This window comes from Castellaniella sp. MT123, from assembly GCF_039614765.1.
GTDB lineage: Bacteria > Pseudomonadota > Gammaproteobacteria > Burkholderiales > Burkholderiaceae_B > Castellaniella.
Genome location: NZ_CP154879.1, coordinates 1933484 through 1948968 on the forward strand (window position 1 = coordinate 1933484; position 15485 = coordinate 1948968).

The 15485-nt window shown below is 64.7% G+C and carries 13 protein-coding genes; 4 read left to right on the top strand and 9 right to left on the bottom strand.

The window, feature by feature from the left end:
- The first annotated feature begins 59 nt into the window (after nt 1-59).
- Complete coding sequence (locus ABCV34_RS09060; protein WP_345795900.1) at nt 60-977, top strand: LysR family transcriptional regulator; 918 nt, start codon at nt 60-62, stop codon at nt 975-977.
- Between the two features lie 5 nt (nt 978-982).
- Here ABCV34_RS09060 and htpG read toward each other — a convergent pair whose 3' ends face one another.
- Both htpG and ABCV34_RS09070 read right to left on the bottom strand, forming a co-directional pair.
- Nucleotides 983-2884: a molecular chaperone HtpG gene (htpG, locus tag ABCV34_RS09065; protein WP_345795901.1), complete on the bottom strand. Its 1902-nt coding sequence runs from the start codon at nt 2882-2884 to the stop codon at nt 983-985.
- 75 nt (nt 2885-2959) lie between these two features.
- On the bottom strand, nt 2960-3874 hold the full coding sequence (locus ABCV34_RS09070) for a LysR family transcriptional regulator (RefSeq protein WP_345795902.1): 915 nt from the start codon (nt 3872-3874) through the stop codon (nt 2960-2962).
- Between the two features lie 104 nt (nt 3875-3978).
- Between ABCV34_RS09070 and ABCV34_RS09075 the strand changes: the two genes are divergently transcribed.
- From ABCV34_RS09075 to ABCV34_RS09085, 3 genes are all read left to right on the top strand, one after another.
- Nucleotides 3979-5340, top strand: coding sequence for a nucleobase:cation symporter-2 family protein (locus tag ABCV34_RS09075; RefSeq protein WP_345795903.1), 1362 nt, complete (start codon nt 3979-3981; stop codon nt 5338-5340).
- 60 nt (nt 5341-5400) lie between these two features.
- Nucleotides 5401-5928, top strand: a complete 528-nt coding sequence (locus ABCV34_RS09080) for a nucleoside deaminase (protein ID WP_345795904.1) — start codon at nt 5401-5403, stop codon at nt 5926-5928.
- 230 nt (nt 5929-6158) lie between these two features.
- Nucleotides 6159-8204 (top strand): methyl-accepting chemotaxis protein, encoded by a 2046-nt coding sequence (locus ABCV34_RS09085; protein WP_345795905.1) that lies wholly within the window; start codon nt 6159-6161, stop codon nt 8202-8204.
- Here the strand turns inward: ABCV34_RS09085 and ABCV34_RS09090 are convergent.
- The 7 genes from ABCV34_RS09090 to ABCV34_RS09120 form a co-directional block, all read right to left on the bottom strand.
- Nucleotides 8179-9840 (bottom strand): thiamine pyrophosphate-binding protein, encoded by a 1662-nt coding sequence (locus tag ABCV34_RS09090; protein WP_345798748.1) that lies wholly within the window; start codon nt 9838-9840, stop codon nt 8179-8181. The genes ABCV34_RS09085 and ABCV34_RS09090 overlap by 26 nt on opposite strands.
- A gap of 71 nt (nt 9841-9911) precedes the next feature.
- Nucleotides 9912-10835 (bottom strand): delta(1)-pyrroline-2-carboxylate reductase family protein, encoded by a 924-nt coding sequence (locus ABCV34_RS09095; RefSeq protein ID WP_345795906.1) that lies wholly within the window; start codon nt 10833-10835, stop codon nt 9912-9914.
- Between the two features lie 28 nt (nt 10836-10863).
- Nucleotides 10864-11499, bottom strand: a complete 636-nt coding sequence (locus ABCV34_RS09100) for an XRE family transcriptional regulator (RefSeq protein ID WP_345795907.1) — start codon at nt 11497-11499, stop codon at nt 10864-10866.
- A complete protein-coding gene (locus ABCV34_RS09105) occupies nt 11496-12230 on the bottom strand; it encodes an ABC transporter ATP-binding protein (RefSeq protein WP_345795908.1) in 735 nt (244 codons plus the stop codon). Before ABCV34_RS09105 ends, ABCV34_RS09100 begins: the two co-directional genes overlap by 4 nt.
- Nucleotides 12227-13069: an ATP-binding cassette domain-containing protein gene (locus ABCV34_RS09110; protein WP_345795909.1), complete on the bottom strand. Its 843-nt coding sequence runs from the start codon at nt 13067-13069 to the stop codon at nt 12227-12229. Before ABCV34_RS09110 ends, ABCV34_RS09105 begins: the two co-directional genes overlap by 4 nt.
- Entirely contained in the window at nt 13066-14562 is a 1497-nt protein-coding gene (gene livM, locus ABCV34_RS09115; protein ID WP_345795910.1) for a high-affinity branched-chain amino acid ABC transporter permease LivM, read from the bottom strand. The genes ABCV34_RS09110 and livM overlap by 4 nt, the downstream gene beginning before the upstream one ends.
- A complete protein-coding gene (locus ABCV34_RS09120) occupies nt 14562-15479 on the bottom strand; it encodes a branched-chain amino acid ABC transporter permease LivH (protein WP_345795911.1) in 918 nt (305 codons plus the stop codon). The genes livM and ABCV34_RS09120 overlap by 1 nt, the downstream gene beginning before the upstream one ends.
- Between the last annotated feature and the right edge of the window lie 6 nt (nt 15480-15485).

The following is a 15485-nucleotide window of genomic DNA, read 5'->3' on the forward strand; positions in this document are numbered from 1 at the left end:
ACAAACGTCTGGACCATTCAGGATCGGCCTTCTCCGGACGGCCTTGATTGACAGCCCCCATGAACGCGGAATCCCTGATCGTCCTGGTCGAAATCCTGGACGCCGGCAACCTCAGCGCAGCCGCCCGGCGTCTGAAAATGACCCGTGCCAATGTCAGCTATCACCTGAACCGGCTGGAACGCTCGCTGGGTCAGCAACTGGTGCGCCGCACCACCCGGCGCATCGAACCGACGGAAGTCGGCCTGCGACTGTATGAGCACGGGCGAAAGATCCAGACCGAACTGGCGATTGCCCGGGATTCGGTCAGCGAACTGGGGGATATGTTGCGAGGGCGCATCCGTCTGAGCATCCCCAGCGGCTTCGGTCAGGTTGTCATGTCAGGCTGGCTGATCGATTTCAAACGCCTGTACCCGGGAATCGTACTAGACGTCATGTTCGAGAATCACATCCTGGACATGCTGCACGACGAGGTGGACATCGCCGTGCGCGTTACATCCAACCCGCCGCAAAACCTCGTGGCCAGATCCCTGGGGCCGGTCAGGCATATCGCCTGTGCTTCGACGGCCTACCTGCACCAGCACGGGCTGCCTGAAACCCTGGAAGACCTGCCAAAAGCCCCGATCATCACGTCGGGTGTGGCCGGGCGGCAACTGCGTCTGTCAGCCTATCAGGAACAGTATCGCCAGGAGGTCCTGCTGGAACCCACCCTGATGTCAGAGAACTTTCTGTTTCTGCACCAGGCGATACTCGCCGGCCTTGGGGTTGGCGTGGTGCCCGACTACCTGGTCCAGGATGAAATCCGGCGCGGCGACATCGCGACGACTCTGGACGCGTGGTACCTGAGCATCTTCGGCACGGAAATGTTCATGCTCTACATGCCCAACCGCTACCACACGCGATCGACATCGACCTTCATCGAATACATCCTGGCCCGGGCGCAGGCCAGGATACCGCCCGAAGTGGCGGCCCCGGCCTGATCCGATCACGCCAGCAGCAGCGCGTTCATCCGCTTCACGAACGACGCCGGGTCCTTCAGCGCCGCGCCTTCGGCGAGCATGGCCTGATCCAGCAACAGTTCGGCCCAATCGCCAAAGGTGGCATCCGGCTGCGCTTCCAGGCGCTTGACCAGGGCGTGCTGCGGGTTGACCTCGAGGATCGGCTTGACCTCGGGGGCTTCCTGACCGGCGGCCTTCAGCATGCGCATCAGGTGCGGGCTGAGTTCGTTTTCATCGACCACCACGCAGGCGGGCGAGTCCACCAGCCGGACGGTGGCGCGGACTTCCTTGACCCGCCCGTCCAACGCCGCCTTCAGGCGCTCGATCGTTGGCTTGAAGGCTTCGGCGACTTCAGCCTGCTGCTTCTTTTCCGCCTCGTCGGCCAGCGCGTCCAGATCGAGACCGCCCTTGGCGACCGACGCCAGGGACTTGCCTTCGAATTCGCGCAGGTAGGACAGCATCCATTCGTCGACACGATCGGACAGCAGCAGGACTTCCAGACCCTTGCGACGGAAGACTTCCAGATGCGGGCTGTGCGCGGCGGCGGCGTAGGAATCCGCCGTCAGATAGTAGATCTTGTCCTGGCCTTCCTTCATGCGGCCGATGTAATCGGCCAGCGAGACGGTCTGTGCGGGGCTGTCGGACTGGGTCGAAGCAAAGCGCATCAGGCCGGCAATGCGGTCCTTGTTGGCGGGGTCCTCGCCCGCGCCTTCCTTGAGCACCTGGCCGAACTGCGTCCAGAACTCGGCGTATTCTTCGGGCTTGTCCTTGGACAGGTCTTCCAGCAGACCCAGGATGCGCTTGGCGCAGCCCTCGCGGATCGAGCGCACGTCGCGGCTTTCCTGCAAGATCTCGCGCGAGACGTTCAGCGGCAGATCGGCGGAATCGACCACGCCGCGCACGAACCGCAGATAGGTGGGCAGCAGCTGTTCCGCATCGTCCATGATGAAGACGCGTTTGATGTAGAGCTTCACGCCCCGGCGCGCGTCGCGGTCGTACAGGTCGAAGGGCGCGCGTTTAGGCACATACAGCAGCTGGGTGTATTCGCTGCGGCCCTCGACGCGGTTGTGCGTCCAGGCCAGTGGATTCTCGGGGTCGTGCGCGATGTGCTTGTAAAATTCCTGGTACTGCTCGTCGGTGATGTCGGATTTCGACCGGGTCCACAGGGCGTTGGCCTGATTGACGGTTTCCCATTCGTCCCGGGTGACCTGTTCGGACTTTTCCGCATCCCATTCTTCCTTCTTCATCTGGATGGGCAAAGAGATGTGATCCGAATAGCGGCGCAGCACCTCGCGCAGTTTCCAGCCCGACAGGAAATCGTCCTCGTCGGCGCGCAGGGTCAGCGTCACGGACGTGCCACGCGCAGCCTGTTCGATGGCGGAGACGGAAAATTCGCCCTGACCATCGGATTCCCACAGGACGCCTTCGGCGGCCGGCAGATCGGCGCGGCGGCTGCGCACGGACACCTTGTCCGCGACGATGAAGGACGAATAAAAGCCCACGCCGAACTGGCCGATCAGTTGGGCATCCTTTTGCTTGTCGCCGGTCAGCTGGGAAAAGAATTCCCTCGTGCCGGATCGTGCGATCGTGCCCAGGTTGGCGATCGCCTCGTCGCGCGACAGGCCAATGCCGTTGTCGGTGATCGTGATGGTGCGCGCCGCCTTGTCGAATTCGACCCGGATGTGCAATTCGCCATCGCCCTCCAGCCATTCCGGATGGTCGATCGCCTCGAAGCGCAGTTTGTCGCAGGCATCGGACGCGTTCGACACGAGTTCGCGCAGGAAGATTTCCTTGTTGCTGTACAAGGAATGGATCATCAGGTGCAGCAGCTGTTTGACTTCGGCCTGAAAGCCCAGTGTTTCGGCCGTTTGGGTATCTGTTTGGCTCATGGTTGCGGTGATGAAGGATTTTTCGGAACTGTGGAAGTACGTGGGGACAGTAAACCGGGTTTTCAAGACCCGGTGCTACCAGGTCGTCGGGTGTCCCATCCGATCTTTTTCATAGATTTTGTGCCCACGCAGGCGCTGCAGCAGCCAGACCCCCGCCCGGCCCATGGTGTGGGATTTCTGCCAGACCAGATCGATCCCCACCACCCAGTCCGTATGCGGATATGCCGCCAGGGGCAATTCCACCAGCTCGCCCGTCTCCAGCTCACGCCGGATCAGCCGACGCGGCAGCGTCGTCCAGCCCAGACCTGCGCGCACCATCTCCAGCAGCGCTGGATAGTTTTCGGCCCGCCAGCACTGGGTGGACTCTAGATATTCCGTCGACGGCAGGCGCTCATTGTGCGCCAGGAACATCAAGCGCCGGTGCCCGCGCAACTCCACGAAGTCGATTTTCGGCAGCCCCGCCAGAGGATGGTCGTGGCGCACGACGTGCACCAGGATCAGCTTGCCCATCTGAGTGAACGCCAGTTCCCGGGGGTAGTCCCGCTGGGCAAACGCAATGCCCATCGCCACCTCACCCCGCTGAACCAGACCTGACACGTCACCATCGAAAGCATGACGAACGTCCAGATCCACATAGGGAAACTGAGCGGCGAAATCCGTCAAGGGCTCCATCAGCGTGTTGTGGGGAACATCAATAGCCAGACGCACGCGGGTTTCCGTGGCTTCCGTGAGATTCCGCGCATGAGCATCCAGATCCAGACACCGTTCCAGCACCAGTTCGGCCTGGCGCAACAGCCTGGCACCGGCATCTGTCGGTACCGGCCACTTGCGGCTGCGATCGAACAACTCGACACCCAGGTCGATTTCCAGATTCGAGATGGCCGCGCTGACCGTGGACTGGGTCTTGCCCAGGCGCCTGGCAGCCGCGGAGAAAGACCCTGCCCTGACGACGGCGACGAACGTCTCCAACTGATCCAACGTGTAATGCACATGGCCTCCGATGTATCGCCTAAATCGATGGATGATGATTTGTATCCTATATCACTCCGGGTAGATCATCAGCACACTATCCAAATAAAACCCAGGAGACACACATGGCCCGATCAGAAGCCGTCCACCCCGTGGACGAAATCCTGCCCCTGAAACAACTTTTCACCTTCGGCCTGCAGCATGTGCTGGTTATGTACGCCGGTGCCGTCGCCGTGCCGCTGATCCTGGGCAGTGCCCTGGGGCTGAGCCAACACGACATGGTGCTGCTGATCAACGCCAATCTGCTGACCTCGGGCATCGCCACCCTGATCCAGACCATTGGCTGCTGGAAATTCGGGGCGCGTCTGCCGCTGATCCAGGGGTGTTCCTTCATCGCCATCGCGCCGATGATCATGATCGGCAAGCAATATGGCATCAGCCACCTGTTCGGATCAGTGATCGCCTGCGGCCTCATCACCATCCTGATCGCTCCGATCTTCAGCCGTCTGCTGAGGTTCTTCCCGCCCGTGGTGATCGGCAGCCTGATCACCATCATCGGTGTCTCCCTGATGCCGGCCGCCGCGATCTGGCTGGGCGGCGGCAACCCGGACGCGGCCGACTTCGGTTCCGGACCCAATCTGTTGCTGGGCCTGGCGACCGTGGCCATCACCCTGTTCATCTATGCCCGCTACAAGGGCTTCATCGGCAACCTGTCGGTACTGATCGGCCTGTTCGCGGGTACCGCCATCGCCGCAGCCTTCGGCATGACCAGTTTCGCTCATGTCGGCGAGGCCGCCTGGTTCGAAATCAGCCCGCCCTTCGCCTTCGGACTGCCCAAATTCGCGGTGGCTCCGATCCTGATCATGACCTTGGCTATGCTGGTCATCATGGCCGAAACCACCGGCAACGTGCTGGCCATCGGCACCATCGTCGGCCGCCCCTCGTCCCAGGAGACCCTGGGCAACGCCTTCCGCTCCGACGGTCTGGCAACCATGCTGGGTGGCATATTCAACAGTTTCCCCTACAACGCCTTCACCCAGAACACCGGTCTGATCGCCCTGTCCAACGTCAAGAGCCGCTACGTCGTGGCCGCCTCAGGGGTCATCATGATGCTCATGGGCATGTTCCCGACGCTGGGGGCGATCATCGCATCCATCCCGCGTCCGGTCCTGGGCGGCTGCGCCATCGTGATGTTCGGTATGACTACCGTCGCCGGAATCCAGGAACTGTCCCGCGTACGGTTCGACGGTACCTGCAACGGCATCATCGTGGCAGTCTCCGTCAGCGTCGGCGTCCTGCCCATGTCCTTTCCCGCCCTGTTTGGCCAGGTCGAAGGCCCGCTGCGCCTGATCCTCGACAGCGGCATCTTCCTGGGTGCCATCACCGCCGTCGTTCTGAACATCCTGCTCAATGGCACGAGTGCCCAGTCGCACACCCAGAACCAGAGTCAGCCCGCCGATGCGCCTCAAAGCGCCCTGGAAACCTAATCTTCCTCTCCAACTGCCGCCATCCCGGCGGCGGCCCAACCTGAAATCAAGGAGCACGCCATGAATACATCCACCCGCCCAGCCGCACCCAAACTGTCGCAATTGGACATGGATCTGCTGCGGGAGGTCATCTCCCTGGCCGACCAGTCCCGGTCCAATGGCCACCACCCCTTCGCCGCCCTGGTGGCGGACAAGGAAGGTCGAATCATCGCCATTGCGGAAAACAATTCCCTGCCACCCGCAGGCGACCCGACCCAGCACGCCGAACTCGCTGCGGCAGCCGCCGCCGCCAAAAAGCTGACCCCCGAAGAACTGCTGGACTGCACGCTCTATACCAGCGCGGAACCGTGCTGCATGTGTGCCGGGGCGATCTACTGGTGCAATATTGGTCGGGTCGTCTATGCGCTATCCGAGCACCGCCTGCTGTCCCTGACCGGTGATCACCCGGAAAATCCGACCTTTTCACTGCCCTGCCGCGAGGTATTCCTGCGCGGCCAGCGCGCGATCGAAGTCCACGGCCCCCTGCTCGAGGACGAAGCCGCAGGATCGCACCACGGCTTCTGGAACACGGCGGAAGAACGCGTCTGACAGGGGAACGTCGTCCGGGCAGCGAACGACACGCGCGGCCCGGACGGCCAGTGATACGCCCAAGGCCGGCCTTAAGTGCCCGGACACTCATACGCGGCTCGAAATAGACTGTATTTCAGATTGACGATCCCTGATCGCCACCGGACATGTATCGTTATGCTACGGGGACAAGTGAACATCGCATGCCGCCGTCCTGCCAATCAAAATACATTGCAGTCCGGAGACTACCCATGTTCAAGCGACGTCGCGGCACCAGCCGCATGTCCCATGCCACCCTCGGTACGCAGCTGTTCGTGGCCGCCACGCTCATGACCGTTCTGGTCATAGTGGCCCTGGCGTCCATCGTCACCTGGCAAAGCCGCCAGACAGCCATCGCCAACGTCGGCGCAACCAACCGGATGGGCCTGGAAGACTACGATCGCATCCTCCAGCTGATCTACAACATCGGCAAAGAACGCAGCAAATCCCTCTATCCCGTCCTGATCCGCTACCTGGGCGGCGTTCCCGAACCCACGGGCCAGACCGAAAACGGCATGCCGGTCCTCGCCGCCGGGGGCAAATCATTCAACGGCAATCGCGCGCTGATGCGCAGCGTCACCGGCATGACGACCGAACTGTATGCCCGCACCCAAAAGGGCTGGATGCGAATCGCCAGCGCATACCAGGACGAGCCCGACCATGCTCTGGGACAGATCCTGAATCCCGCCGATCCCATTGCCCAGGCACTGGATCACGGCGTCACCGTGGACGTACCCGATCTGGTGGACCGGAAATGGCACCTGGTGACCACCAACCCGCTCAAGAGCACGGATGGAACCATCTATGGCGGCATCGTCGACCGCCTGGACATCAGCGCGCAAATCGACCCCGTCCTGAAAGACCTGACCGCCGCCCTGCTGGCGGACCATGGACAGCTCTTCGTTATCCGTCCCACGCTGGACAAGACGGACTGGGTCCGGGTTGCCGGCCAGTTCGGCAAGCCCGGCGACCTGCTCAGCGTCGGCAATCCACCCGACGATTTTGCCACCATGAACCAGGCTTTCCGCAGCGCACCCATCGGCGCCCAGGAGGTCTACGTCACGAGACAACCGATCTTCCTGTCCTGGAAAACCATCCCCAACTGGAACTGGGTGATCTACGGCTTCGGCCCGGTCGACGATTACCTGGCCGACAGCAACCGCCAGATGTGGGTTCAGCTGGGCCTGATGCTGGCCGGTACGCTGCTGATCGCCCTGTCGATCTTCTGGCTGGCCCGCCGCACACTGCGGCCTGTGCATGAGGTCGTCACCGGCATGCAACGACTGGGCAATGGCGATCTCGGTCAAGCCGTCCCCGACAGCCCACCGGATAGCCACAACGAAGCGCATCTGTTGCTCAACAGCCTGCGCAGCACCCAGGATGCCTTGCGGCGGATGATCCGCCAGGTGCGCCACAGCGTCGGCGAGATCCATACCGGGGCCCAGGAAATCGCGGCCGGCAACACGGATCTGTCGAGCCGCACGGAAGAGCAGGCGGCATCCCTGCAGGAAACCGCCGCCAGCATGGAACAGCTGGCGGCGGCCGTACGTCAGAACGCCGACCATGCCCGCCAGGCCGACCAGCTCGCGACGGGGGCCTCGGCCACCGCGCAGCGGGGCGAACTGGCGGTCGATGGCATGGTCGCCACCATGCGGCGCATCACCGAAAGCTCCGCGCGCATCACCGACATCATCGGGGTCATCGACGGAATCGCCTTCCAGACCAATATCCTGGCACTGAATGCGGCCGTTGAAGCCGCCCGCGCCGGCGAACAGGGCAAAGGCTTTGCCGTCGTGGCCAGCGAAGTCCGCGCACTCGCCCAGCGTTCGGCCGAGGCAGCACGCGAAATCAAGCAGCTGATTGAAACCACCTCGCAGGAAATCCAGTCCGGCTCGCAGCAGGCGGGCCAGGCCGGTACCACGATGCAGGAAGTCCTCACCGCGGTGGAACGCGTCACCCACATCATGGGCGAAATTGCCTCGGCATCGCACGAACAGTCCACCGGCATCGACCAGGTGAATCTGGCCATCACCCAGATGGACCAGGTGACCCAGCAAAACGCGGTGCTGGTGGAAGAAGCGGCTGCCGCAGCCGATTCGTTGAGCGGCCAGGCCGACCACCTGGCCGACACCGTGGCGGTCTTCAGGACTGGGGATGGCGATACCCTGGCGTCCCTGCCTGTGCTGCCGTCCGCCGCGCCAGACCGCGCCGTCCCCAAAATGGACCCGGCGTTCAGCCGCCTGCCCGCAGCTTGCTGAGCGTCGTCGTCGGGGTGACGGCCTCGGGATCCAGCAGGCAGTGCAGGATCGACGGCAGGCCACTGTCGAAGGCCCGCTGCAGGGCCGGGGCGAATTCGGCGGTCGTCTCGACGCGTTCGCCATGCCCGCCGAAGGCGCGCGCATAGGCGGCGAAATCCGGGTTGCGCAGCGTCGTAGCCGATACCCGCCCTGGATAGCGCCGTTCCTGGTGCATCCGGATGGTGCCCAGCATCCCGTTGTCGATCAGGATCACGATGATCGGCAGGCCATACTGCACGGCCGTGGCGAATTCCTGGCCGTGCATCATGAAGCAGCCGTCCCCCGCGAAGCACACCACGCGCCGATCCGGATGCAGGCGCTGTGCGGCCACGGCCGCCGGCAAGCCATAACCCATCGAACCGGACGTGGGCGCAAGCTGCGTGCCATAGGCCCGAAAACGATAGAAGCGATGCAGCCACGTGGCGTAGTTGCCCGCCCCGTTGGTCAGAATCGCATCATCGGGCAGCACGGCGTTCAGATGCTCCATCACCAACCCCATCTGCAGCCGACCGGGATGCCGCACGCTGGATGGGTCGCTCCAGGCCTGACGGTCGGCATGCAGCCGTTCACAACGCAGGCGGCGCGATGCTGTGGCGGTCGGCGCACAGGCCTCGATGGCGCGCAGCCAGTCAGCCGGCGCGCACGCCATGGCTACGTCCGCCTGATAAACGTGATTCAGTTCACCGACGTCGGGATGCACGTGGATCAGGGTCTGGGACGGATCCGGGATGTCGAGCAGGGTGTAGCCCTGGCTGGGGACTTCGGACAGGCGCCCACCCACGACCAGGATCAGATCCGATTCGCGGACGGCCGCCAGCAGCCGGGGATCGGCTCCCAACCCCAGATCGCCGATGAAGCAGGGATGATCGACAGGACACAGCATCTGGCGACGGAACTGCACCGCCACCGGAATCGCGTGACGCTGCGCAAAGGCGCCGAATACCCGGACGGCGTCCGCATCCCAGCGGCTGCCGCCCAGGATCGCCAGAGGGCGCTCGGCGCGCGCCAGCCTGTCGGACAGATCCCGGACCTGCGCCGGCGCCGGCAACGTGTGCGGCACCCGGCAAGGCCGGGCGTCCGCCACCACGATGGTTTCGCCCAGCATGTCTTCCGGCAGTGCCAGGACCACCGGGCCGGGTCGCCCGGACAGCGCGACATGAAAAGCTCGCGACAGATATTCCGGGATGCGTTCAGCCTGATCGATCTGGGCCGCCCATTTGACCTGCGTGCCGAACACGGCGCGATAGTCCATTTCCTGGAAGGCCTCGCGGTCGCGCATGGCCCGGTCGATCTGCCCCACCAGCAGGATCATCGGGGTGGAATCCTGCGACGCTACGTGCACACCCGCAAACGCATTCGCGGCACCGGGCGCGCGCGTCACCAGACAGACCCCGGGCCTGCGGGTCAGTTTTCCATAGGCTTCGGCCATGATGGCCGCCCCGCCCTCCTGGCGACAGACCGTGACCTGGATGTCGGCATCGAACAGGCCGTCGAGCACCGGCAGGTAGCTTTCCCCCGGCACGCAAAACACATGATCGGTGCCATGGATGCGAAGCTGGTCCACCAGGACGTGACCGGCCAGACGGGGGGCGGGCATCCGCCGGGCCTGGGCGACCTGATCGTGTTCGGTCCCTTCGAGGGGACTGGAGTTTGCGCCGGGACTCGTAGTCATGAGGAATTCCTTTCCAAGACGTGATCAAAACGCAGGGCACAGCGTGCGGCAGCCAGATCCCAGGCCGCGCAGCCGACGGATTTGAAGACGGCCGCGCCTTCGGGCGGCCTGTCCGCCAGCAGACCGGCCAGGGACCGGACGCTGGCCCAGTCCACACCCGCCTGCAGATAGTCACCCGCCTCGTGCCGGGCGCCCTCGGGGTCATCCACGAACAGATGGCTGTCCGCCAGGGTCCGCACGCCGATTTCGGCTAGGTCGTCGCGGTAGGCTCCCACACCGACCACCAGCCGGCCGGCGCGCGCGGGCTGATCGTAGACCGGCGTGGCGCTGGTCGTCGCCGTGACGATCAGGTCGGCGGCCGGATCGACCCGGCCGGCGGGCCGGACCCGGTCCGGGTCGAAGGCCGAGACGAAGCGCTCGGCCCGGCCCGGGGCATGGCCGATGACGTCCACGCGCACGCCAGGATGCAAGTCGAGCAGGGCCCGGACATGCCCCGCCGCCTGGGTGCCGGTGCCGAACACGACCGCATGGCGGGGGCCTCCGGGCAGCAGCCGGCTCACGGCCAGCATCGACACCGCCGCGGTGCGCCGCGTCGTGACGGCCGGCCCGTCCAGCAGCAGGCGCAACTGGCCGGTCTCGCCGTCATAGACCGACACCATGCCGCTGATCGTCGGCAGCCCGCGCGCGCGATTGCCCGGCGCGACATTGACCAGCTTGTGGATGCCGACGTCCGCCGCCGTGGCCGGCATGGACAGCATCACAGCGCCGCCGGGAAACGGCACGGCCTGCCGCGCCGGCGCGCACAGGCGTCCAGCCTCGATGTCCCGCGCCGCCCGTGCGATCTCTTCCATCAGCGCGGGCCAGGGCAGTAGGTCCTGCGTCCCCGCCGCATCGTGGGTGGAAATTTGCTGTGTCCTCATGGCGCTTCCTTGAAATCCCGTCCGGACTTCACGCCCGGATTTCGGGCGGACGGACGTCCGGCGTCGTGCTTACCCAGAGCACCTCCGCATCGACCGTCCCTTTGTTGACGACCTGATGGCGCATCCGGCTGTCGATATAGAAACAGTCGCCGGCGAACAAGGTCACGGGCTGGTAATACTCGGTATGCAGCTCGATCTCGCCTTCCAGCACGTAGACGAATTCCTCGCCCTCGTGACGACTCCAGCCTTCGGTCTGCACGCCTTCGTGGACCTTGATACGGGTGCGAAACGGCATCATGCGCTTGTGCGCCAGCTGGGAGCACAGCAGCCGGTGCAGGTACAGCGGCGTCTCGTGGATCTCGCCCTGCCCCGCCCGCTCAATGCTGCGCCGCCCCGCCCCCATGTGCGCCTCGGCGGGCACGAACAGCTCTGCGATGTCCACGCCCAGTCCGTACGCCAGGCGCAGCAGCACATCATAGGTCGGCGACACCAGGCCATTCTCGATCTTGGACAGGGCCGAGACCGAGATCCCGCTCGCCTGTCCGGCCTGCCCCTGGGTCCAGCCCTTTTGCAGGCGCAGCGCCTTCAGACGCTCCGCCAGCGCGGACTGGCGCTGCTTCACCGCCGATGTATCCAGTTTTGTACCCACATCCAATCCCGTCATCCAGTTGCTCCGCGGTGTCGGCCCGAACTCAGATAGGCCTCCCGCACCTGGGCATTCCCCAGCAATTCCTCGCCGCTCCCCGTCAGGGTGATGCGGCCGTTGACCAGCACATAGCCCCGATCCGCCAGGCGCAAGGCATGGTGCGCATTCTGCTCGACCAGGAAAATGGTCTTGCCCAGCGCGGCGATGTCCTTCAGCGTCCGCAGGATCTGCTGCGCCACCAGCGGCGCCAGCCCCAGGCTGGGCTCGTCCAGCAGAATCGTATCAGGGCGCCCCATCAGCGCGCGAGCGATGGCCAGCATCTGCTGCTCTCCACCCGACAAGGTGCCCGCCCGCTGGCGGCGTCGCTCCTTCAGCCGGGGGAACAGATCGAACATGACTTCCCGATCTTCGTCGGCATGGGCCATCCCGATCGACAAGGTGCCCAGCAGCAAGTTTTCCTCGACCGTCATCGCCGGAAAGATCCGCCGCCCCTCGGGCACCTGGGTGATGCCGTGGCTGGCGATCCGGTGGGGCGGCTCCCGGGTCAGATCCCGGCCCTTGTACAGGACCTCACCGGCAAAGGCCCTGGGCGCGCCGAAGATCGACATCAGCAGCGTGCTTTTTCCGGCGCCATTGGCCCCGATCAGGGATACGATTTCTCCCGCATCGACGTGCAGTTCGATCTGATGCAGGACCTGGATCGGGCCGTAGGCCACGTCCACGTCGCGCAGTTCCAGCAAATGGCTCATGCCTGTTCCTCCAGATCGCAGCCCAGGTAGGCGGCGATCACGGCCGGATCGGCGCGCACCTGCCCGGCCCCGCCCTGGGCGATGACCACGCCGTGATCGAGCACGACAATGTGATCCGAGATGTCCATCACCAGCCCCATGTCGTGCTCGATCAGCAGCACGGTGACGCCATGCCGCTCGCGCAGCGTCAGGATCAGATCCGACAGGGCGTCGGTTTCCCTGGGGTTGAGGCCGGCTGCCGGCTCATCCAGGCAGATGATCCGGGGATCGCCGCACATGGCGCGCGCGATTTCCAGGCGGCGCTGGCGCCCGTAGGGGAGTTCTCCGGCCTGGCGGTTGCCGTCTCCGGACAACCCCACGGCATCCAGCCACCGCCAGGCGCGCTCCAGGGCCTCGTCCTCTTTGTCGACGAAGCGCGCGCTGCCCAGCAGGCCGCGCCAGAGATTGCCGTCCAGCCGGCGGTGCTGGGCCACCAGCAGATTTTCCAGGACCGTCATGTCCTTGAACAGGCGGATGTTCTGGAACGTGCGCGCGATCCCCACCCGGGCCACCAGATGCGAGCCGCCGATGAAAAACCGGTCCAGCAGCTCATTGATCTGCACCCGCCGCCGGCCGTCGTCGAACACAATGCGCCCGGCCGTGGCGCGATAGAAACCGGTGACGCAATTGAACACCGTCGTCTTGCCCGCGCCATTGGGCCCGATCAATGCCGTCACGCTGCCGGGCATGACGTCGAAGCTGACGTCCTGATTGGCCAATATCCCGCCGAAGCGCTGCGTCAAGCCCTGCACGCTGAGGATGGGCGTCACCGCCGCCTTCCGTTCCGCCACCGGACTCATGCCAATCCTCCCCGGTCGAACATGGCGCGACGCGGCCGAACCAAGCCATGCGGCCGCCAGATCATCATGCCGATCATCAGCAGGCCAAACAGCAGGATGCGGTAATCCGCCACCGCCCGGAGGATCTCCGGCAGCAGCGTCAGCGCGATCGCCGCCACGATGATGCCCAGGGTCGAGCCCATGCCGCCCAGCACCACGATGGACAGGATCAGGACCGATTCGAAAAAGTTGAAAGACATGGGGCTGACGAACCCCTGATAGGCGGCGAAGAAGACGCCGGCCACCCCCCCTGTGGTCGCCCCCAGCATGAAGGCCGACAGCTTGACGGTCACGTGATTGATGCCCAGGGAACGGCACGCGATCTCGTCCTCGCGCAGAGCTTCCCAGGAACGCCCCAGCGGCATCACCCGCAAGCGGTTGAAGCAATACAGCACGCCAACCACCACGGCGAACAGCAGCGCGTAGATGAACAGGGCTTTGTAGTCGCCGCTATAAGGCAAGCCGAAAAAGGTATGGAAGGGCGGCAGGCCGTCCGCGCCCCGGCGGCTGAATGCCAGGCCGAAGAACGTGGGCACGGGTGCCGGGGCGCCGTTCGGTCCACCGGTGACCTCGACCCAGTTCGTCAGCACCAGGCGGATGATCTCGCCGAAACCCAGCGTGACGATGGCCAGATAATCACCATGCATGCGCAGCACGGGAAACCCCAGCAGCGCGCCGCACAGGGCCGCCAGCACGGGCGCCAGCAGCAAGGCCGTCCAGAATCCGATGCCCAGGTATTGCGCTCCCAGCGCCAGGAAATAGGCGCCCACGGCGTAAAAGGCGACATAGCCTAAGTCCAGCAGCCCAGCCAGACCCACCACGATGTTCAGGCCCGTGCCCAGCAGGACATAGATGAGGGCCAGGGTCAGGTTGCTGACCCAGACCTTGGGCAGCAGCCCGGTCTGATTCAGCAGGATGGGCAGCAGCAGGCCGGCGGCGAACAGCAGCGGCAGCGTCAGCCGCCAGGGCCGTGGCTTGCCGCGCGGATGCGGCAGCCCCAGTCCATAGCCCAGGAGCAGCAACAGCAGAATCAGGACTAGCGCAAAGGCCGCGCCTGGCTGCACGAGGCCGCTCAGCGCCGCCAGCGCCAGGGCCAGGCCGCAGGCCAGGCCCAGCGTCAGCACGCGGCGCGGGGACAAGGACGCCGGCAGCGACGGCGCTCCCTGCGCCCCGGCGGCCAGGATGCGCCGGGGCGCTCTGGCCCGGACGTACAGGGAAAGCAGGAAGCGACCCAGCATGACGATCACGCCCATGGCCAAGCCGTTCACGATTGCGGGAACGCGCCAGGGCAGGAAATGGAAATCGTACTGATCCAGCACCAGATTGGTGACGGGGCCCAGGACCAGCGCCGTCAGCATGCCAGCGACGAGGGCGTCCTTCAGACTGCGCCAGATCCGCTGGTTCGGAGCCGCGCGTGCGGCAAGCGGGAAAGCAGCAAGAGAGGGGGCGGTCATCAGACTTTCTCCACTGCGGGACGGCCCAGCAGACCGCTGGGCTTGAAGATCAGCACCAGCACCAGGACGCCGAACGAGAACACGTCCTTATAGTCGCTGCTGACCAGACCGGAGAACAGTGACTCCAGGCAGCCCAGCACCAGCCCGCCCAACATGGCGCCAGGCAGGGAGCCGATCCCGCCCAGCACGGCGGCGCTGAACGCCTTGATGCCGATGATGAAGCCGATGAAGAAATCGAAGGAACCGTAATTCTGCGTCACCAGCACGCCGGCGATGGCGGCCATCACCGACCCGATCACGAAGACCAGCGAGATGACCCGCGCCGTATCGATCCCGAGGATGGTCGCCATGCGGCGGTCCTGCTGGGTGGCGCGGCACTGCCGCCCCAGGCTGGTCCCCTGCACGAACCAGGTCAGCAGCAGCATCGCCAGCACGCTCACGGCGATGATGACCAGGCTCATATATTTCACCTGGATGAAATGCTCCGCCCCGCCGATGCGCAGATTGCCGGTGATCATGGCCGGCACCCCCTGGACGTTGGGGCCCTGGGAGAGCTGCATGTAATTCTGCAGCACCAGGGATACCCCGATGGCCGAAATCAGGGGCGCCAGACGGCTAGTGCCGCCCAGGGGGCGGTACACCGTGCGCTCGATGCACCAACCGTAAAAGCCGGTCATGACCATGGTCACGATCAGGGTCAGCAGCAGCGCGAAGGCGATGGAGTCGATCCCGAAATAGGCGACGACCGCCAGCACGATGGCGCTGATGTAGGCGCTGATCATGTAGACGTCGCCATGGGCGAAATTGATCATGCCGATGATGCCGTAGACCATCGTGTAGCCGACCGCGATCAGGCCGTAGATGGAGCCCAGGGTGAGGCCATTGATCAACTGCTGACCGAGAATATACGGGTCCATGCCGCC